This is a genomic window from Gilliamella sp. Pra-s60 (assembly GCF_009795755.1).
In the GTDB taxonomy this organism is placed as follows: Bacteria; Pseudomonadota; Gammaproteobacteria; order Enterobacterales; family Orbaceae; genus Gilliamella.
The window spans coordinates 52,313-72,707 of sequence record NZ_WTFA01000006.1 but is presented as its reverse complement, the minus strand read 5'-3'; the positions used below and the strand labels follow the sequence as shown (position 1 = coordinate 72,707).

Annotated in this window: 13 protein-coding genes; 11 read left to right on the top strand and 2 right to left on the bottom strand. The window is 36.3% G+C overall.

Annotated features, from left to right (window positions below):
- The first annotated feature begins 6 nt into the window (after nt 1-6).
- From GQ596_RS06105 to GQ596_RS06055, 11 genes are all read left to right on the top strand, one after another.
- Nucleotides 7-3,033, top strand: a complete 3,027-nt coding sequence (locus GQ596_RS06105; protein WP_160400798.1) for a virulence factor SrfB — start codon at nt 7-9, stop codon at nt 3,031-3,033.
- Nucleotides 3,030-5,702, top strand: a complete 2,673-nt coding sequence (locus GQ596_RS06100) for a putative virulence factor (RefSeq protein ID WP_160400797.1) — start codon at nt 3,030-3,032, stop codon at nt 5,700-5,702. Before GQ596_RS06105 ends, GQ596_RS06100 begins: the two co-directional genes overlap by 4 nt.
- A 132-nt stretch (nt 5,703-5,834) precedes the next feature.
- Nucleotides 5,835-6,836 (top strand): hypothetical protein, encoded by a 1,002-nt coding sequence (locus tag GQ596_RS06095; protein ID WP_160400796.1) that lies wholly within the window; start codon nt 5,835-5,837, stop codon nt 6,834-6,836.
- A 12-nt stretch (nt 6,837-6,848) separates the two neighbouring features.
- Nucleotides 6,849-8,813 carry a vWA domain-containing protein gene (locus GQ596_RS06090; RefSeq protein ID WP_160400795.1) on the top strand — a complete coding sequence of 655 codons (1,965 nt, stop codon included), beginning with the start codon at nt 6,849-6,851 and terminating at the stop codon, nt 8,811-8,813.
- 19 nt (nt 8,814-8,832) lie between these two features.
- Nucleotides 8,833-9,549 (top strand): ATP-binding cassette domain-containing protein, encoded by a 717-nt coding sequence (locus GQ596_RS06085; protein WP_160400832.1) that lies wholly within the window; start codon nt 8,833-8,835, stop codon nt 9,547-9,549.
- Nucleotides 9,550-9,552: 3 nt separating this feature from the next.
- Nucleotides 9,553-10,773: an ABC transporter permease gene (locus GQ596_RS06080; protein ID WP_160400794.1), complete on the top strand. Its 1,221-nt coding sequence runs from the start codon at nt 9,553-9,555 to the stop codon at nt 10,771-10,773.
- On the top strand, nt 10,730-12,346 hold the full coding sequence (locus GQ596_RS06075; RefSeq protein ID WP_202113757.1) for an SUMF1/EgtB/PvdO family nonheme iron enzyme: 1,617 nt from the start codon (nt 10,730-10,732) through the stop codon (nt 12,344-12,346). The genes GQ596_RS06080 and GQ596_RS06075 overlap by 44 nt, the downstream gene beginning before the upstream one ends.
- Nucleotides 12,346-13,035: a hypothetical protein gene (locus tag GQ596_RS06070; protein WP_160400793.1), complete on the top strand. Its 690-nt coding sequence runs from the start codon at nt 12,346-12,348 to the stop codon at nt 13,033-13,035. Before GQ596_RS06075 ends, GQ596_RS06070 begins: the two co-directional genes overlap by 1 nt.
- Before the next feature lie 2 nt (nt 13,036-13,037).
- Complete coding sequence (locus tag GQ596_RS06065; RefSeq protein ID WP_160400792.1) at nt 13,038-13,520, top strand: hypothetical protein; 483 nt, start codon at nt 13,038-13,040, stop codon at nt 13,518-13,520.
- A gap of 85 nt (nt 13,521-13,605) precedes the next feature.
- Nucleotides 13,606-15,009: a VWA domain-containing protein gene (locus GQ596_RS06060; protein ID WP_160400791.1), complete on the top strand. Its 1,404-nt coding sequence runs from the start codon at nt 13,606-13,608 to the stop codon at nt 15,007-15,009.
- Between the two features lie 117 nt (nt 15,010-15,126).
- Nucleotides 15,127-16,572, top strand: coding sequence for a VWA domain-containing protein (locus tag GQ596_RS06055; RefSeq protein ID WP_160400790.1), 1,446 nt, complete (start codon nt 15,127-15,129; stop codon nt 16,570-16,572).
- 269 nt (nt 16,573-16,841) lie between these two features.
- Here GQ596_RS06055 and gyrB read toward each other — a convergent pair whose 3' ends face one another.
- Nucleotides 16,842-19,253: a DNA topoisomerase (ATP-hydrolyzing) subunit B gene (gene gyrB / locus GQ596_RS06050; RefSeq protein WP_160400789.1), complete on the bottom strand. Its 2,412-nt coding sequence runs from the start codon at nt 19,251-19,253 to the stop codon at nt 16,842-16,844.
- Nucleotides 19,254-19,295: 42 nt separating this feature from the next.
- Nucleotides 19,296-20,369: a DNA replication/repair protein RecF gene (gene recF, locus GQ596_RS06045; protein WP_160400788.1), complete on the bottom strand. Its 1,074-nt coding sequence runs from the start codon at nt 20,367-20,369 to the stop codon at nt 19,296-19,298.
- Nucleotides 20,370-20,395 lie beyond the last annotated feature (26 nt).

Below are 20,395 nucleotides of genomic sequence, written 5' to 3'. Positions count from 1 at the left end.
TTATATATGCTTCCAGAATTACGCAATTATGGTCAAGAAGTCACACTTATTATGAACAGTGGTATTCAGTTTCTTGATTTTGCACTTAAAATCGATTGGAAAGATAATCAATGGCGCAGTAAAGTTAATGGGTGTTTTATTGATCCATCAGAAAGTGGTGCACTAATTAGATTGATTGAAGATGTTGACAGTGGTCAATTTTTTACACCTGATAACCGCACATTTGCGGTTAATCCAACACAAGAAATTAGCGTTGATCAATCATTAAAATTATTTGATGGTATTTGGTTACCGGTTCCTGTTTTACGCTCAATTCCTCCTGAACGTTTTGATAAAGGTCCACATAACTGGAGCCGAGTTCGAATTGTTAATATTCCCGAAGGGGAAGATCCTAACGGCAATACACACCGAATCACGTTTGCATTTGATACAAAAGTATTTGCGAATTTACAAGATGTTGCCTACCTTGCCCCAACCGAAAACGATGTAATGACTGGTGCTGTGTTTAGTTTAGCACATCGTTCCGATCACGTGTCATGGTTTTTAGAACTTAAATGGATAACCAGTTGGTTAATTGATCTCTTTCAAGAGTTGGCGCCACAACCTGAGCGCTTAAAGATTCATAAAGATGATATTAATCAAGAAATAAAAAATAAAACTTACTATGGACATTACCTAAACATTATCCATTTACTTGCTGATTCGTTGCAATTGCCAACAATTAAGATTGTGTCAAATAATAAAGATGATATTGTTAAATCAATTCCTGTTGATATGATTTTAGATGTGGGAAATTCTCGAACTTGTGGCATTTTAATTGAAGATCATGCCCAAGATAAAGATAGTTTAAATCATCGTTATGAACTTGAAATTCGTGATTTAACTCAGCCAGAGCATATCTATAATGAACCATTTGAAAGCCGTGTCGAATTTGCTCAAACCTTTTTTGGTAAGGAACACTTTTCGCTACAAAGCGGACGCCGTGACACGTTTCGTTGGCCAAGTATTGTTCGAGTAGGACAAGAAGCTAGCAGGCTGGCCAGTCGGCGTGAAGGTAATGAAGGAGCAACAGGGCTTTCAAGCCCAAAACGTTATCTGTGGGACCAAGATAAATACGAACAAGGTTGGCGTTTTAATTCTCATTACGTAAAAAGCGACCATGAACCTTTTGCAACGGCTGAACCGTTTTCAAGTTTAATTAATGAATATGGTGAAGCATTACACATTCTTAGTAATGATATTCAAGAAGAGTATGACCGCAAGATGCCGGTTTTTCACCCTAAATACTCACGAAGCTCATTGATGACATTTATGCTATGCGAAGTGTTAATGCATGCATTAATGCAAATAAACAGTGTTGCTCAGCGTAATAAACTGGAACACGCTAAAACGCCACGTAATTTACGCTCAATTATTTTAACTATTCCGCCAGCCATGCCAAAGCCAGAGCAGGCTATATTTAAAAGTTGTGTATATCAAGCTATTGGCTTAGTTTGGAAAAGCCTTGGTTGGGATGGTTTAGATGATAATATTGATTTTAATAACCCAGAACAGCTTAAAAGTGTGTGGCCAAATATTCCAGAAGTGCACATTCAATGGGATGAAGCAACTTGTGGTCAAGTAGTTTACTTATTTAATGAAACACAAAACAATTATAATGGTCGTTGTGAGGAGTTTATTGCTTCAATGGTGCGTCCTAGCAAAGCAGATAAACAGAAGCTAACTATTGCCACTGTTGATATTGGTGGTGGCACGACGGATTTAGTGATTAACGATTATCAATTAGAGTACAGCGCAAATGGACAAGCCAATAGTAGTAATGCCTATATTGTACCAACGCAGCGTTTTCGTGATGGATTTAAAGTCGCAGGGGACGATATTTTACTTGATATCATCCAAGATACTGTGTTAACCGCTTTAACAAACGGTTTAAAACAAGCTGGCATTGCTGATCCTAACCCAATTTTGTCGACCATTATTGGCTCTCAGCAATTGTCCATTCAAGATGCGGTATTGCGCCAGCAACTTACCTTACAGTTATTTATGCCAGTGGGCTTACAAATATTAAAGTCCTATGAAGTTTATGATCCGTTACATGCAGATCAACATGTTTATCGTTCGACGTTTAAAGCATTGTTACAACATAATGTCATGACAGAGCATGTCCTTAACTTTATTAATGACCCTATTAGACGAGCATTGAATAATTCTGATTTTTCGGTACTTGATTTAGATATCGAAATTAATTTAAAGCGCATTCATTATCTGTTTATTCGTGGCGATTATTATAATATTTGTAAAACATTTGATGCACTATCTGAAATTATTAGCTGCTATCAGTGTGATGTGCTGTTGTTAACCGGTCGTCCTTCTCGTTTACCGGGTATTCAAAGTTATTTCCGATCACGCTTATCAATGCCTGCGGGGCGAATTTTGCCATTGCATGGTTATTATACTGGTGGCTGGTATCCTTTCCATAAGCAAGAACGCATTGATGATCCTAAAACAACCGCAGCAGTAGGGGCAATGTTGTGCTTTTTAAGCAAAAATTTACGGTTACATAATTTCTATTTTAGATCCTCAAATATAGATTTATATTCAACCGTTAAGTACATTGGACTTTTAGATAATCTTAATATGATTAAAAAAGAAAATGTCTATTATCAAGATATTGATCTGGATAATCCTGATTATGACTTTCCTGAGCATTCGTTCGAAATTAGGGGGACGACAAGGCTAGGATTTAGACAGCTAGAGGTCGAGCGTTGGCCTGCATCACCTATCTATATTTTAACTATTGAAAGCAGTGAAGTAGCTAAGCGATTAAGTGCTGACGGTGTGATTTTAGAGGTCACATTAGGTATTAAAAATAAACAAAAAACGGTTGAAAATTTTTATATTAAAGATGTAAAAGCCTCGGATGGGCGAGCTTGTAATAAGAATCAGGATATTAAACTAAGCTTAAATACCATGGTTAACTCTGGTTTAATTAGCACGCAATATTGGCTTGATAGTGGAATGATAAAACGATGAAAAACTTAAACGAACAACTACCTAAATCTTGGGATCAGGTCTATCAAGCATCCGCAGAGGCCATTGATTGGGTGAATCAAACACGCCATTCATCTAAACGTTTAGATAGTGAAGCGGATAATTTAATTTTAGATTTACGCCGTTTACGAAACAGTGCAAAACGATTGGGCGATGTATCAACTAAATCTGTTGCGGTTGGTTTTTTTGGTTTATCACAAGCGGGTAAATCTTACCTTATTTCAGCACTTGCTGCAGGCGAAAACGGTAAACTAGAAACAGTTGTCGATAACGAAGTATTAGATTTTATTGACCATGTTAATCCAGTCGGCAGTGGTAAAGAAGCGACAGGACTGGTGACACGTTTTAGTCGCATTGCTAAAGGTGGTATTCCAAATTATCCGTTAGAGTTAAAATTGTTTAACGAGATTGAAATCGTTAAAATCTTAATTAATGCTTATTTTAAAGATTTCGATCAGCAGAAAGTCTCCAATAAAGTCGACTTTTCACAGTTAAACCAGTTGATCCAACGTTTAGAAAATAAAAAACAAGCTCACTATGTTGGTGGTGTTAGTAAAGATGACATTGTTGACCTGTACGATTATTTATCTGAAAACTTTGGCAATTCGCTTGAAGAATTAAAAGGCGGTTATTGGGATAAAACCATTCACCTTCTGCCTTATCTAACAACAGCTGATAGAGGTGAGCTGTTTTCGGTTTTATGGGGTGGAATTGCTGAACTCACCAATATTTATACTCAATTAGCGTCAACTTTATCAAATTTAGGTTATGCTGAAACAGTATACGCACCACTTTCTGTCTTAATCAAAGATAATAATGGTACTAAGTCACAAATCGATAGCATTATGAATGTTGATATTCTTGAACGATTGAATACCGACAAAGATTCATCAGTCACCATAACACCATTAAATGGCGAACCCGTTGCAATCTCTTTAGCACAACTTGCTTTTTTAACTGCTGAATTAATCTTTCCATTAGTCAATAAAACTAGAGTACCAACGTTTGAAAATGTGGATTTACTTGATTTTCCTGGATATCGAGGGCGTTTAAATTTGATATCGATTTCAGATGTTAAAGAAGGTAACCCAATTGCTCAACTTTTATTACGTGGTAAAGTTGCTTATCTATTTGAAAAATACACTGATAGCCAAGAAATGAACGTACTTGTTGTCTGTACACCATCAGATAAACAATCTGATGTTAATGATGTAGGTCCTGTACTTGAACGCTGGATCGATAAAACACAAGGCGAAACGGCTGAAAAAAGAGCCACTAAAAAAGCAGGGTTATTGTGGGCAATTACCATGTTTGATAAACGCATTGGTACATCGTTAACGCTATCTGAAGATAATCTTAAAAATAGCTGGGGTAAAGGTGGGTTATTACAGCAAACAATTTTAGAACGATTTGGTAGTTATGATTGGTTAAGTAACTGGTCAAACGATCATAAATTTAATAATGTCTTTTTAGTCCGTAAACCTGGATTTGATGTGCCATTTTTAAATGTTGATCCAAGCACTAGTCAAGAACTGGCTTATAATGAAAATTATCAAGCAAAAATGGATGTATTAAGAAATACATTTGTTCAAAACAGCGATATCAATGAATATGTTTCCCAGCCGGAAGATGCATGGAATGCCATGTTAAAACTGAATGATGGAGGTATCGGACGAATTAGCCAATACCTAGAACAAGTTGCTATCACAGAAGTTAAACAACAACGAATTGTTGAACAACTTAACGAAAAAATTGAGTATATCATCAATATGCGATTTGATACTTGGTATCAAGCGGATAATGATGAGGCGCTAGCTAAGAAAAAACAAGTCATTGCAGATGTTGTTAAAGAGTTACAGAGTAAAGCCTTATTGTTAGGAGAGTTACTCAAAACTCTTGAATTACCAGACCAAACCATTAGAGCTCTTTACCATTCTAGCTCTATCGATAATGAAACAGCTCAAGATGGCAATGATAATTTATTAGATAATTTATCAAATGATTTTGGTTTAAATGCTGATTTTGAATTGTTTTCTGATTCAAGTTCATCGCTAACGACTAAATCAACAGACGTATTACAGACAGAATCAAAATTTGCAACAACGGTCTTTTCGGCATGGCTAGAGCATTTAAGAAATATTGTGTTAGATAAGCATATTTTGCAATTTTTTGGCATCAATCAAAAGTCACTTTCTTTTATTATAGAAGAGATTATTACTGCTGCAAATCGAATGAAATTGGAAGAAAATTTAACTAAGCATATTTTAAATAATGAAAATATAGGGAGTAAACGTGATGATCTTGAGTCTAGACAACTCAGTACCATTCATACTTTACTAACAGACTTTATTGCTTGGCTTGGTTTTATTGAAGGACAAGCGGGTGATATACCAATGAGTCGAGTTAATCAAGGTAAGCCGATATTTTCTTCACCATTAAGTGAATTTAATGCCCAATCATCGCATTCATTACCAAAACTGAACGATCACACTAAAAATTATTCTCAGTATGCGATATTTGATTGGTTTATTGCGTTTGCAACATTGGCGCAAGAAAATGTTGGACATCATGCAGGGCGAGAAATTAGCCAAGAACAAAATAGCCGATTAGGCGAGATTCTGGCTTCTTTCAAACAATCGCGGATTAATTAAAAATAGCGTCACTAAACAAGAAAACATAGCAGGAAAGCCGTTTGGTATATTGGTATAAATGAAACCCCTGCTTAATAGTAATAGATTGCATGAAAGATACTCACATATTTGAGTATAAAAATAGAGGATATCATGGCATTAAGAATTGAATTAAGTAGTTATAAACCCGGTATTGCGAAGTTTTTAGCTCAAAAATGGAGCGGTAGTTCCGATATTGATATACTTATACAACGTAATCAAGATGGTTATTATTTATCTGGTATTAATCAATGGGGGCCTGAAAAAAGTTGGCACACCATCGAAAACATGTTAGTTGAAAATGAACAATTAACGGGGCATGTTGGTGAATGGTTGGTTGATTCTTTAGTGACACAAGAAAGTCAGCTCCGATTTCTTATACAAATTCGTGATAAGCAAAATCTAAGTTATGTTGATGGTGGTGTTGTCAGTATTGCTGCTGATGTGCTTCCTTCCATCGCATTAAGTACACAAACAGCCCAACCAAATGTTCAACAAGCAGAACCTATAATTGAGCCAGAGGTTCAAGAGATCTCACCATTAATTGAAGAACCTAACCTTGATGCTGAACCCGCGACATTAGATGAACCTATCGAAAACAACACAGCCCCTGAACCTAAAGCTATAGAAACAGAAGAAGTCGTTAAACCCAAAAGCCGTCTTGGGTTAATTTTGGCGATTGTGATTGCGTTGATGATGTTAATTGGATTGGGTATTGCTGTGTGGTATTTTTTATTTTTCAAAAATCAATCACCGCAAATCCCATTAGTACAAACTAATGGACAATGTAGTGTCATTAATGCGAATACCGATGACTTAACTTTTATTCAACAATGCCTACAAACCAAACCCAAATCAGACGAAATTATTCAAGTTATCATGGAAGCTAAAAAAGCAGAAAAATGCAACATTGCTCAGCGATTATATGCAAATCAGGCACAAACAGATGCTAAAATTGCTGAACTCTATGCAAAAGAGTATGACGACAAATTTTATAAAGCCAATAACTGTTTTAAAGTAGATAAAGAAACCGCTATTTATTGGTATGAAACATCGTTAACCAAAGATCCCAATAATGCCTTTGTTAAAGATCGTTTAACACAATTACAAAATTAGTGAGGAGCAAGAATGAATAAACTAGCTGTCTCAAAACTCATTTCGTTGATAAGTCTAACATGTTTGCCTTTGATGGGGTTTGCTATCGAGCCACTAAAACAAGCAGGTAAAACAACCTTATATCAACGTGTATTAAGTACACCAACATGTGAATTAAAAACTAATATCACCGATTCTAAGGGTAAATCAGTTCCTGCTTTTTCACGTTATTATGTTTATGAGCGCAAAAATAATAATAATCAAGAGTGGCTTAAAGTAGGTCCAGACTCTTATGGTAAAACAATAGGTTGGATTAACAACTCGTGTGCAATTGCTTGGAATATGCAAATGACATTAGTGTTTACCAACCCCGTTGATCGTGATCCTTTATTATTTTTCAAAGATAAAACCGCATTAACCAAGATAGTTGATACAGATAAACCCGAAGCCTTATTAAAACCGATTCGTGATGCCTTAAAAGTTAATAAACCAGTGGTAGAGGTGGTTGCTCAAGAGCCTAAAGAGTTTGTTGATTTTAAAAGTAACTTCTATTTGTTGCCTATTTTGCAAGGTGAAGAAGTCATGAATGGGCAAGGATTTTATGAACGTGTGTTAGAAATTGCCTCAGTAAGCAAACAAGATGCTTTAATAAAAAACAACACAAAATCAACCACAAACCAAACGACAGATGACAGTACTAATCAAGTTGTCCCATTTAAAGCTGCCATTGTGTTTGTTATCGACTCGACTATCTCTATGGATCCTTATATTTCAAGAACTAAAGAGGCGGTAGAGCGTGTTTATCAGCATATAGAAAAAGAAAACTTACAAGGGCAAGTTAAATTTGGATTGATTTCATTCCGTTCTAGCTTAAAAGCATCGGATAAACTTGAATTTGTCACTAAAGTTTTTGCTGATCCCAACAAAGTCAAAGATAAAGAAGATTTCAAAAAACTAAGTGCTTCGCTTAAACAAGCTTCTGTTTCTACATCGTATTTTGCCGAAGACTCTTATGCGGGTGTCGCTCAAGCATTAAATGACATTAATTGGAATAGCTTTGGGGCTCGTTATATGATTTTAATTACTGATGCTAGTGCCATTCCAGGAGATGATAAGTTATCAAGTACAGGTATGGATGCTGCTCAGTTGAGACTTGAAGCTCAGCATAAAGGTGTCGCCATTTATGCGTTACATCTAAAAACGCCAAGTGGTGGTAAAGATCACCAAATTGCAGCAACACAATATTCAGATCTCACTTATAACGATTTTATTCACAAATCACTTTATTACCCTGTTAACGCAGGTGATGTGAATGAATTTGGTCGAAAAGTGGATTCATTGGCAAAAGCACTATCTGAGCAAGTTAAACTTGCTTATCAAGGCGAAGCGTCTGTTGGTAATGCGCTTAATGCAAAAGATAGTGATACAGACATGTTGAAAGATGCATTACTACTAGGTAAAGCAATGCAGCTTGCCTATTTGGGTGATGTTAACGGTACTAAAGCACCGTCAGTTTTTAAAGCTTGGATTGCTGATAAAGATTTTGTCAAACCTACTATACCAACGGCTGAACCGCGCATTTTATTAACTAAGTCTCAATTAAGTGATCTAAGCGATATCGTTAGTAAGATAGCTAATGCAGCTAATGATGGATTGATTTCTGCCGATGATATGTTTTCACAACTTCGTTCTGTTGCCGCTGCGATGGGGCAAGACCCAAGTAAATTAAAATCAGACTCTGTCACAAAAATTGCTGATTTAGGTTTGCTTGGTGAATATTTAGATAATATCCCATATAAAAGCGATGTAACGGGACTTGATCAGGATACATGGAAAAGTATGAGTGGGCTTGAGCAAGAAAAGTTCATCCGTAATTTAAACAGTAAAATTCGTTATTACCAAAAATGTAATGCTGATGTTGACCGTTGGATTTCGTTGGCCGAAGGTAGTGATCCTCGTGAAAACGTGTATCCTATCCCATTAGAAATGTTGCCATAAAGTTATGTTGTTAGAAAACATGTTAACTATCAATCAACTTACTATTTCGCGCTCAACAGGCAAATCCTTTTTTAGTGTTTGCCTGCCAAAGTTAACTGTAAAAACGGGTGAAGTGGTTGTTATTCAAGGCGATAGCGGTGCAGGTAAAAGCACCTTGCTTGAAATGATAGGGCTGATTTTAAAACCAGATAAAATTGGTAGCTATAACATTACGGTAGAGCATTGTGATATTGATATTGCAATGCTAATTCAACAAAATAAAATCGACCAATTGGCTAATATTCGAGCCCAATATTTAGGTTTCATGCTACAAACAGGTGGATTATTGCCATTTTTGACCGTTCGTGACAACATTTTATTATCATTAAAGTTATTACAAAAAAAAGTCGATAACAATCGGTTTGATTATTTAGTGCAGAAACTTAATATAGCGCATTTAATCAATAAATACCCCAAACAGCTATCAATTGGTGAAAGGCAGCGAGCTTCTTTTATCCGCTCGATTATTCATAAACCTGCATTATTACTTGCCGATGAACCAACTTCGGCATTGGATCCTTATAATGCGAATTTATTGTTTGATTTAATAATTGAACAAGCCAAGCAAGATAATATTGCAGCGATGATAGTCACCCATGACTGGCAACGTATAGCTAATAAAGGCTTATTTACTTTATCTGCTAAGCTAACTTCACCACAATCATCAGAATTTTTACCACAACAAGATAAGGTGTAAAGGATGACTAAAGCACTATCAAAATGGTTACTTATCACTCGCTTATCTTTAGCTGACTTATGGTATGACAGAAAAGTTTCATTTTGTATTATTGCCTCAGTGATCTCAGTGATTACACCATTATTATTACTATTTAGCTTAAAATATGGCATCGTTTCGCAACTTCGAGAGCAATTAGTTAATGATCCACAAAATTTAGAAGTCAAAGTTATCGGTAATTTACAACTTAATGACGAAATGTTTAATTGGATAAAAAAACAACCTGAAACCGCTTTTATGATTCCACTTACTCGCTCATTAAACACGCAAGCAGACTTAATTAAAGACGCTAGCCATTTTGTCAATAATGCCGAAATCATCCCCACGGCGAAAGGGGATCCAATAACAGACACCTTGCCATTACTGACTAAAAAGCAGATCTTATTAAGTTCACTATCGGCAGAAAAAATGCAAGCTACCATTGGCAGCCATATAAAAATGGCAATTACTAGGCAGCTTGATGGAAAGCTCGAAAAAGGTATCACCGAATTAGATGTTGTTGGTATCATCCCTGAAACGCGCTATAGCCGTGTGGCAGCTTTTGTTTCTTTAGATTTACTTATCGCGATGGAGGATTTCTACGACGGTTACCAAAGTGACATCTTTCCTACCTCGACAGGACAACTAAATCCACCTAACCACACATCATTTGCTCGTGCTCGTATTTATGCCAACGAATTGGATAATGTTGCGCCATTAGCCTTTAAATTGCGAGAAAAACACATCGAAACCCGAACGCAGTCTAAAGCGATTGAAAACGTAAAAGCAATCGATCGTGTACTTAATTTTATTTTTAGCGTTATTGCGATTACCGCAGGGGTGGGCTGTATTTTATCATTTTCTGGCTCATTTTTATCCAATATTGAACGTAAGCGCAAGGATATTGCTTTTATGCGACTAATTGGTTTTCAATCTAAAGAAATTATGCTTTATCTAGTCAACCAAGCGGTTATATTAAGTTGCTTGGCATTTTTTGTCTCTTTTGCGTTATTTTTATTAGGAAATTATGCGTTTAATACAATTTTAGGTAAAAATTTAGTTTCACAACCCATTGTAAGTCGATTACAATTTTATCATTTTATTACTGCATTTATGCTCACCCTATTTATTTCGGCGCTAGTTGTAGCCATAGGAGGTCGACGTGCTACTAAGATCCAACCAGCAGAAAGCTTGCGTGAAGCGTAATTATATTCAATTAGCATATTTGGGATTGGTAGCGATCTGCTTAAATCCATCGTTAGGTTTTGCAGAACCATGGGATAGTAAATTTTATAACCCAAAACCAGCACAAGATGACGTTATTTTACCTATGCCGTGTGATGGCAGTTTAGTAATGAAAAAGGTCTTCACGCCGACTAATAAGCCACTTGATGATGTCAAAATTATTTTAGGTAGTAACCAAAAAGAGCTTGGTTTTGCCGAATATGCAACGCCAAATTATATTTCTGGTAGCTTTTCTGATTCGGGAAATGAAAGGTATTACCTAATAGGTAAATATGAAATTACTGCACTGCAATACCAAGCGGTCATGAATGACACTTGCCCGACAGCTAAATTAAATCTTTCTTTTCCTGTAACTGATATTAGTTGGTTTGATGCTATTGCATTTACTGATAAATATAACCGTTGGTTAATTGAAAATAAGGCAAAAATAAAATCAAATTCCATTCCTAAAGGATATATTCGTTTACCTAATAATACGGAATGGGAATATGCAGCACGAGGTGGGGCAAAAGTAACTGAATCGGAGTTCCGTGAATTGCGATTCCCTATGACGGGTAATCTTGAAAGCTATGCGTGGTTTTCTGGCGCTAAGTCAGCCAATGGTAAATTACAGCTTATTGGAAGATTAGAACCAAATCCACTAGACCTTTATGATATTTTAGGTAACGCTAGTGAAATGATGTTTGACTCATTTAGAATGAATAAACTTGATCGCTATCATGGTCAACAAGGTGGCATGATTGTTCGAGGGGGGAGTTATTTAACGCCTGAATCCTCAACCAGCAGTGCCTTTCGTACTGAAAAGCCTTTTTATGATGATAAAGGTGCTTATAAAAGTAAAGATGTTGGATTTCGTTTAATTTACACCACAGAAGTTATAAATTCTAATGACAAAATCAAGGAACTGGACAAAGAGTGGAGTGCATTAGGCAACGAAACAGACAGCACAAAAAGTAGCAATGTTGTTGGTGAACTTGAAAAAATCACCAAACAAGTTGAAGATGAAAAAACCAAAAAAGAGTTAAATCAACTCAATACACTTTTACGTAGCGCTAACCAAGCGCGTGACGAACAACGCGATCGCTCCATACAATCAGCATTACAATTAGGCGCATTTTTGTGTGCTAATGTTTCAGATTTAAATAGCAAGTTTGAATATAATGACAACTTATATAAAACAATGGTTAATGATGTGTGTGAGCTAGAAGAAACAGACACACTAGATGACGATAACATGTGTTCAAAAGTGAAGCTAGATAATTTGAAACACGTGGTTGATGAGTCTAAAAGTGCACGGGATTTTATATTAAAATATTATTCCGATACCATTGTTAACACCGCATCAAATTACGAAAAAAATACAATTAATGATCAAGCTAAATCAACACAATTTATTCTAGAAAACAGTGGCAAAGCTAATATGAGCGATTACCTAAAACTTTATTTCAAACATATTAATCAATATGTGGAATCAGGAAAAATCGAACGAACAGCTTGGCTACAAACATGTAATGAAATAAAAGGAAAGAAATGATGAATAAGATTATAGTAACCCTTGCTTTATGTTTATCGTTGGTTTTAACTGGCTGTCAGGGTGCTGGGGGCGCAAGCTCTAGAAACGTCGATCCAGCATTAACTAAAAGTAATTCTGCTAAATTTTTCAGCAAGTCAGCATGGCAATCTTGTGCTATTGGTGCTGGTTTAGGTGGTATTGGTTGTATGTTAGCCGGTGGAAAAACTGGGGTGTGTCTTGCGTCAGCTGCGGTTGGTTGTGGTGTGTTGATGGGCGCAAACTATTATCTTGATTCTAAACGTGCCGAGTATGCCGATGCCGAAACACGTCTTGATGTTTATATCCAAGATATTCAAAGAAACACCTACGAAGTACAAGCAGTGACCGAAACAGCTAAAGCTGTATTAGATAAGAATCTAGCAACACTGAAGGTATTAAATAATCAAATCAAAAAAGACACATTGAATAAAAAACAAGCCCAAACCGATTTGGCACAAATTGATGCCAATATTGCCTATTTGACGGATAAGCTACAAAGCATGAAGAAAGTTGAAAATGATTGGATTTCAATATCATCTCAAGAACAACAATCAGGTGTTAGAGTATCAAAACTTGACCAACAAATAAATCAATTACATAAACAAATTGCAGTACTTGAAAATCAAATTACTCTTGTTACAAAACAACGTTCAGCAGTTAAGGTTAGCTAATTATGAAAAAAAGATATCTTTTATTACTCAGCCCACTTGTTTTTTTAGCGGGTTGTTCAACAACACTCGAACAGTGCGATCCAAAAAATACAGATATTGGTATTATGGATAAAATTAGTTGTAATTATTCAGGTAATTACCAAGCTCGTGTTGATCATAAACAACAAATTCTTGAAAATGAAAAAAGAGCCAATCAGCAGTTTAAAGAAATTTATGCCGCTATTGAAAAACAAAAAAATGATAGTGCATTAAGTATTAAACAAAAACAAGCACAACAACAAAAACTGAAAACTGATTTAACTAAACTCACTAACGAAATTAAACAAAAAGCTAAAGGTCGTAATGATCTACAAGCTCAAGTAGCTGATATTGAGCAACAACTTAAAAAAGTGAACAGTTCAAGTCGTTCGGAGCTTGAAAAACAAGTTGAGTTAGACAAGTTAAATAAGAAGCTTCAACAATTACAAAAAGCACTTAATATATAACTATATTTGCTTATTTAATAAAAGCTAAAAGACAAACAGAAACAAAAGTTAAATAAGCACCTAAGTAAAAGGAAAAGCATTGGCAATGCAACGAATAACAAGAATTATATTTGATCATAATAATACCGAAAAAAAGTCTTTATTAGATCAATATCATACTTTGTTAGCATTGCTAAAGCCGCATTTAACTGAGCGTACGTTTTCAATTTTAGCTATACCAAGATTAATTGATGATAATCAATATATTGCTTGGCACACTGATTTAGAAGGGCAACCTATTTTATTGAGTGATATCAATAATGAATCACATAAAAATAAAGTTGTAAAAAAACTACAAAATCGGCTCAACGATATTGAACAAGCGGTTAAATTAATTCCTATTACTGATCAACAGCAAGCACTTATTTCATCATGGTTATCTAGGCTAAAAAGTTTAGGTAACCCTATTTATGTCATTAATGATGATCCCGTTATTGTTAATACTTTTGAAGATCCTGTATTGCCTGTTACCACGCCAGTTCCTGCCATTATACCAACATCATTTTGGCGCTGGTGGCACTTTTTATTGTTAGCTTTATTCTTAATAGGGCTATTGGGCTTACTTTGGTATCTATTTTGCCCATTTGCAAAACCAAAAACGGTTGTTCCTGATGTAAAACCTGTCATCACTCAGCCTGTTGAACAAACTACGCCTGAGTCAACTGTTGCAGAACCTATTGTACCGCCGACAAAAAACGATCCTACGGTAAAATTAGAACCTGAATCAACAATACTGGAAAACACCACTAAACAGTGTATTACGCGTGAAGAGATCGCCAATATAACCGATTATTCCAAAATGGTTATGGTATTTGACAACTCTGCATCCATGACGATCACTTTAATGGAATCCCAAGCGGCGATAAAAAAATTCTTGAATGCCAACTTTTATTCAATGACACAAAAACAAGCTGATGCCTATGAAAAGCGCATGACTCGTTTACCTAACCGCTTATCAAGCAGTAAAAAAGTCGCGTTATCGGCCATTGATAAAATACAACCAGAAGTCAACATCGCCTTAGTAACACTCACGTCTTGCCCTGCGGCACACAAGACATCGTTTTATAGTTATGAAAATAGAGATAAATTAAAAAACAAAATTAACAGTTTAAAACCATTAGAGTACAACAGTGCAACGCCTTTATATAATGGTATAAAACAAGCCAGCAAAATGCTTGACGGCGTCAATCGTGATGATTACATTTTAGTCATTAGCGACGGCGAAGATAACTGTACCAAAGCCAACATTTGCACCTTAGCAAACAAAATTGCCACCCAACAGCCACGCCTCAAAATAAATATTGTCGATATTGCAGGGCAACACAAAATTGACTGTGTTGCTGAAAAAACAGGCGGTAAAGTCTATATAGCTCAAAGCCCAACTGCTATTGTTGAACAAATGAATAATGCCCTTTCAACGATGAAGATTAGCAAACCAATATGCGAATAATGGCTTTTAAATAATTTGCCACAAGCAAATATCTAATTTATCGCCATTTATATAAAAAATGGTAATAAGAGATGTTTTTAATCGTCAAAATAATACAGTATAAGGAATAAAAAGACCATGCAACGAATAACAAGGATAGCCTTCGATTCCAATAATCCAGATATCATTTCTCAGTTAGAACAATATCATTCCTTACTTTTATTATTAAAACCACATTTAACTGAACGTACTTTCTCAATTTTAGCCACACCAAAGCTAATTGATAATCAGCAATATGTAGGTTGGTATACTGATCTTGAAGGGCAACCGCTTTTACTTGATAACATTGTCAACCAGTCGCAAAAAGGCGAGATTATCCAAACATTACAAACTCGCCTTAATGACATTGAAACAGCAATAAACCTTATGCCACTAAGTAACGAAGAGCAAAATTTAGTTTCAATGTGGCTTCCTAAAATTAAAAGCTCAAGCAACTTAATTTATGTCATCAATGATGAACCTGTCATTGTTAATATCTTTCAAGAGGATGTGCAACCTGAACCTGCACCAATTGTTGCGCCAACACCATTTTGGCGTTGGTGGCATTTTTTACTTTTAGCCTTATTTTTAGTTGGACTGCTTGGCTTACTCTGGTACTTATTTTGCCCACTTGCAAAACCTAAAATTGTGCCTGCTGAGCCAGTATCGACGCCTGTCATTTCGGCACCTGTTGAAGAAAAACAGCCTGAACCTGTGCCAGTTCCTGCAACAAAACCACAAGAGCCTGAGCCAACTGTGGTGCCTGAGCCTATTGCAAAATCTGAACCAGCACCAACGCCAGCACCTGTACCGAAGGTAAAAAATCCGCCTAACTGCATAACCAAAGAAGAGATGAAAAAAGATTCTAATCCTTCTAAAATGGTTATGGTGTTTGATAACTCATTATCGATGACCGTGACCTTAAATGAATCCCCACAAGAGGTTGAAAAATACTTCCAATATATGTCCTATGGTTATGGTCGGAATATGTCAGAACAAGACAGAATTGCTTATGAAAAACGCATGACACGTTTACCAACTCGTTTATCAAGTAGTAAGAACGTGGCAACCTCGAGTATTGATAAAATACAACAAAATATCGATATTTCGCTTGTCACCTTAACAAGTTGTCCAGCGGCAGATGTTTCGCCATTTTATAATTATACAAATCGAGGAACGCTAAAACGAAAAATAAAACGACTAACACCAACAGCGGCAGGTGGTGGTGGAACGCCTTTATACAGCGGTTTGCAAAAGGCTAGTCAAATGCTTGATGGTGTAAAACGTGATGATTATATTCTCATAATCAGCGATGGTGAAGATAACTGTTCAAAAAATAATATCTGTACACTAGCTAATTACATAGCGTCACAAAAGCCACGGTTAAAAATTAATATTGTTGATATTGCTGGTGAACATAAAATTGATTGCATTGCTAACGCCACAGGTGGCAAGGTTTACATAGCCCAAAGCCCTAAAGATATGATAAAACAGATGAACAAAGCAGTATCAAGTTTAAAAATCAACAGACCAACATGCCAATAAAAAAGCAAACGCGCCAAATCCTTTTATTTGGTGCATTAATTGGCTTTGTGGTTTACAAATTTGAACATTCGGAATGTTTAAAAACAATAAAAACATTTCATTCTTCCTAAAAAAGGATTATTTTTTATCAAAAAACAGTCAGGAAAGTTATTGATTTTATTTAAGTTTTTTAAGTGTTTTTTTACGAAAATCAACTCCGCCACAATCCTTATTCCCAATAAAAAACCAGACATGGTGTCTGGCTTTTTATTTTTTTATCACTGTAACATTTAGAAATCTAAATTTGCCGCTTTAAGGGCGTTTTCTTCAATAAATAGTCGGCGTGGTTCAACTTCATCGCCCATTAATGTGGTAAATAATTGATCCGCTTCAATGGCATCTTTTATAGTGACTTGTAACATACGACGGCTAGTCGGATCCATTGTTGTTTCCCATAATTGTTCTGGATTCATTTCACCAAGACCTTTATAGCGTTGGATCGTCAAGCCTCGGCGAGACTCTTTAATTAACCAATCGACAGCTTCGTCAAAAGAGCTAACTGGCTGTTTGCGTTCACCACGTTGAATAAATGCGCTGTCTTCTAGTAAGTCTTTAAGCTGTGCACCAAGGTGGCATATGTTGCGGTATTCGTTGCTGTGAATAAACGCTTGATCCAGCGTGTAATTAGTGTCAATGCCATGCGTTTTGATTTTTATTACAGGTTGGTGTAGCTGGGTCTTTTCGCTGTAGTCAGTTGCATAGTGGTAACTGCTGCCATGTTGTTCTTTGTTTGTTAGTTTTTCAACAAGTGTTTTTGCCCAACTTTCAGCTTGTTGTTGATTTTGTAAAATACTTTCGTTTAAGACATCATGATAAACCAATTCACAAAGCAATGCTTTCGGGTAGCGACGCTCCATTTTAGTGATAAGTTTTTCAACTTTTTGATATTCTGCAATCAGTCGTTCTAATGCCTCACCAGCAAGTGCAGGAGCATGGTCGTTAACGTGTAACGAGGCATCTTCAAGCGCTAGGGCGATTTGGAATTGCGTCATGGCATCATCATCTTTAATGTATTGTTCTTGCTTGCCTTTTTTGACTTTGTATAAAGGCGGTTGGGCAATATAAACATAGCCACGTTCGATAATTTCGGGCATTTGGCGATAAAAGAATGTTAATAATAAGGTACGAATGTGCGAACCATCGACATCGGCATCGGTCATGATGATGATGCTATGGTAGCGCATTTTGTCTGGGTTATATTCGTCACGACCAATTCCACAACCAAGAGCCGTAATTAATGTTCCGACTTCTTGTGATGAGAGCATTTTGTCAAAGCGGGCTTTTTCAACATTAAGGATTTTACCTTTTAGTGGCAATATCGCTTGGTTTTTGCGGTTGCGCCCTTGTTTTGCTGAGCCTCCAGCAGAGTCCCCTTCCACTAAGTAAAGTTCGGATAGTGCGGGATCTTTTTCTTGGCAGTCAGCGAGTTTACCTGGCAAGCCACCTAAGTCTAATGCACCTTTGCGTCGTGTCATTTCGCGCGCTTTGCGTGCCGCTTCACGTGCTCTGGCTGCGTCGATAATTTTGCCGACTACAATTTTTGCATCAGATGGATTTTCAAGTAGGTATTCGGTTAATTTTTCGCCCATAACAGATTCAACGGCTGATTTGACTTCTGATGAGACTAATTTGTCTTTGGTTTGTGACGAGAATTTAGGATCTGGGACTTTGACTGATACAACCGCAATTAAACCTTCACGGGCATCGTCACCAGTAGCACTAATTTTGGCCTTTTTGCTGTATCCTTCAGCTTCCATGTAATTGTTTAATGTGCGAGTCATAGCACCGCGAAAACCAGCTAAATGTGTTCCACCATCGCGCTGAGGTATGTTGTTAGTAAAGCAATAGATATTTTCTTGATAACCATCGTTCCACTGTAATGCTACTTCGACACCAATATCGTCTTTTTCGGTGCTGAAGTAAAAAATTTTAGGATGAATTGGATTTTTGTTTTTATTAAGATATTCAACAAAAGCTTGAATTCCACCTTCATAATGATAATGCTCACTTTTTCCTGTGCGTTCATCAAGTAACTTGATTGATACTCCTGAGTTGAGGAAAGAGAGTTCACGAAGTCGTTTAGCAAGTATTTCGTAAACAAATTCAATATTAGTAAATGTGTCAGGACTTGGCCAAAAGCGAACGTATGTGCCTGATTCTGTGGTTTCACCAATGATGTTAAGTGGTGCTTGTGGTACTCCTAAGTTGTAAATTTGTTGGTGAATTTTGCCATCACGATAAATGATGAGTTCTAATTTATCTGATAAGGCATTAACAACTGAAACCCCAACGCCATGCAAGCCACCAGAAACTTTATATGAGTTGTCATCGAATTTACCACCCGCATGTAATACGGTCATGATAACCTCTGCCGCTGAAATACCTTCTTCTTCGTGAATACCGGTTGGAATTCCGCGACCATCATCACGTACAGAAACTGAGTTATCAGGGTGAATGGTTACTTCAATATGGTGGCAATAACCAGCTAATGCTTCATCAATGGCATTATCGACCACTTCGAAAACCATATGGTGAAGTCCTGTTCCATCATCGGTATCTCCAATATACATACCTGGACGTTTACGGACTGCATCAAGCCCTTTGAGTACTTTAATGCTAGAAGAATCATAAGAATTAGACATGGATTTCTCGACTTAATTGATTGTTTATATCATTCTGTATATTTACAAAATTATACCAGATTTTATGTGAAAAATCTTATCATTTTCATCGATCATATGGCTAATTTGATCTTGACTAACTGCGGTAATAAATACTTGAGAATTTGCTAATTTTAGTCGTTTTGCTAGCAAATCACGTTTATTGTGATCTAGTTCTGAAGCAAAATCATCAATCAAGTAAATACAAGATTGTGAGTGTTGTTTTGAATAATATTCACCTTGAGATAACCGTAAAGCACACATCATTAGTTTTAGTTGACCTCGGGATAAAAGATCTTCAACAGGGATATTATCGATACGTAATTTTATATCTGCTTTATGTGGCCCCAAAGTGGTGTAATTAAGCAGCTTATCGCGATCGTACTGTTTTTGTAGCTGTTCGGAGTAATTAATTCCATGCTCCCAACCTTGATAATATTGGCAATTAAGTTGATATTCAGGTAAAAAATCACGGCAAGTCTGAATAATTTCAGGAAAAATATGTTGTAAGTAGTCGGTTCTAATTTGGCTGATTTTTTCGGCAATTGGGGCGATCTCTTTGTCCCAAGGTAATAATTGATTATAACTATGAGCTTGTTTTAGGAGTGCATTACGTTGTTTAAATAGACGTTTTAAATTGTTCCATAAATGAACAAATTCAGGGTGATGATGAAAACATCCCCAATCGATAAATGCACGGCGATATTTGGGACCACCACTTAATAAATCAAACCCCTCAGGGGTTATTAATTGTATCGGTAATAATTTGGCTAAATCGGCCAATCGAAAGCCTTCATCTCCGTCTATTTTTATTTTATTTTCGTTATTTCGTGATTTTGCAAGACCAATTGAATGGACTTGCTGATTGGTACTTTTTATTTCACTAAATAATATAAGCTCGGGTTGTTCATGTTGAATTATTCGATTTGATTGGGCATGTCTAAATGCTCGTCCGTGTCCAAGCATATAGATGGCTTCAAGTAGACTGGTTTTGCCACTGCCATTATCACCAACAATGAAGTTGAAATGCGGTGATAAAGTGAGTTCTGCGTAATCAATATTACGAAAACGATGAACGTTGATGGTTGATAGCGTCATATACTGTCAATTATCCCGGCCGAAGC

Bases quoted from the DNA above. Each gene is read 5' to 3' on its own strand.
- GQ596_RS06105 (WP_160400798.1), top strand. From the start codon at position 7: ATGCTTCCAGAATTACGCAATTATGGTCAAGAAGTCACACTTATTATG.
- GQ596_RS06100 (WP_160400797.1), top strand. From the start codon at position 3,030: ATGAAAAACTTAAACGAACAACTACCTAAATCTTGGGATCAGGTCTAT.
- GQ596_RS06095 (WP_160400796.1), top strand. From the start codon at position 5,835: ATGGCATTAAGAATTGAATTAAGTAGTTATAAACCCGGTATTGCGAAG.
- GQ596_RS06090 (WP_160400795.1), top strand. From the start codon at position 6,849: ATGAATAAACTAGCTGTCTCAAAACTCATTTCGTTGATAAGTCTAACA.
- GQ596_RS06085 (WP_160400832.1), top strand. From the start codon at position 8,833: ATGTTAACTATCAATCAACTTACTATTTCGCGCTCAACAGGCAAATCC.
- GQ596_RS06080 (WP_160400794.1), top strand. From the start codon at position 9,553: ATGACTAAAGCACTATCAAAATGGTTACTTATCACTCGCTTATCTTTA.
- GQ596_RS06070 (WP_160400793.1), top strand. From the start codon at position 12,346: ATGAATAAGATTATAGTAACCCTTGCTTTATGTTTATCGTTGGTTTTA.
- GQ596_RS06065 (WP_160400792.1), top strand. From the start codon at position 13,038: ATGAAAAAAAGATATCTTTTATTACTCAGCCCACTTGTTTTTTTAGCG.
- GQ596_RS06060 (WP_160400791.1), top strand. From the start codon at position 13,606: ATGCAACGAATAACAAGAATTATATTTGATCATAATAATACCGAAAAA.
- GQ596_RS06055 (WP_160400790.1), top strand. From the start codon at position 15,127: ATGCAACGAATAACAAGGATAGCCTTCGATTCCAATAATCCAGATATC.
- gyrB (WP_160400789.1), bottom strand. From the start codon at position 19,253: ATGTCTAATTCTTATGATTCTTCTAGCATTAAAGTACTCAAAGGGCTT.
- recF (WP_160400788.1), bottom strand. From the start codon at position 20,369: ATGACGCTATCAACCATCAACGTTCATCGTTTTCGTAATATTGATTAC.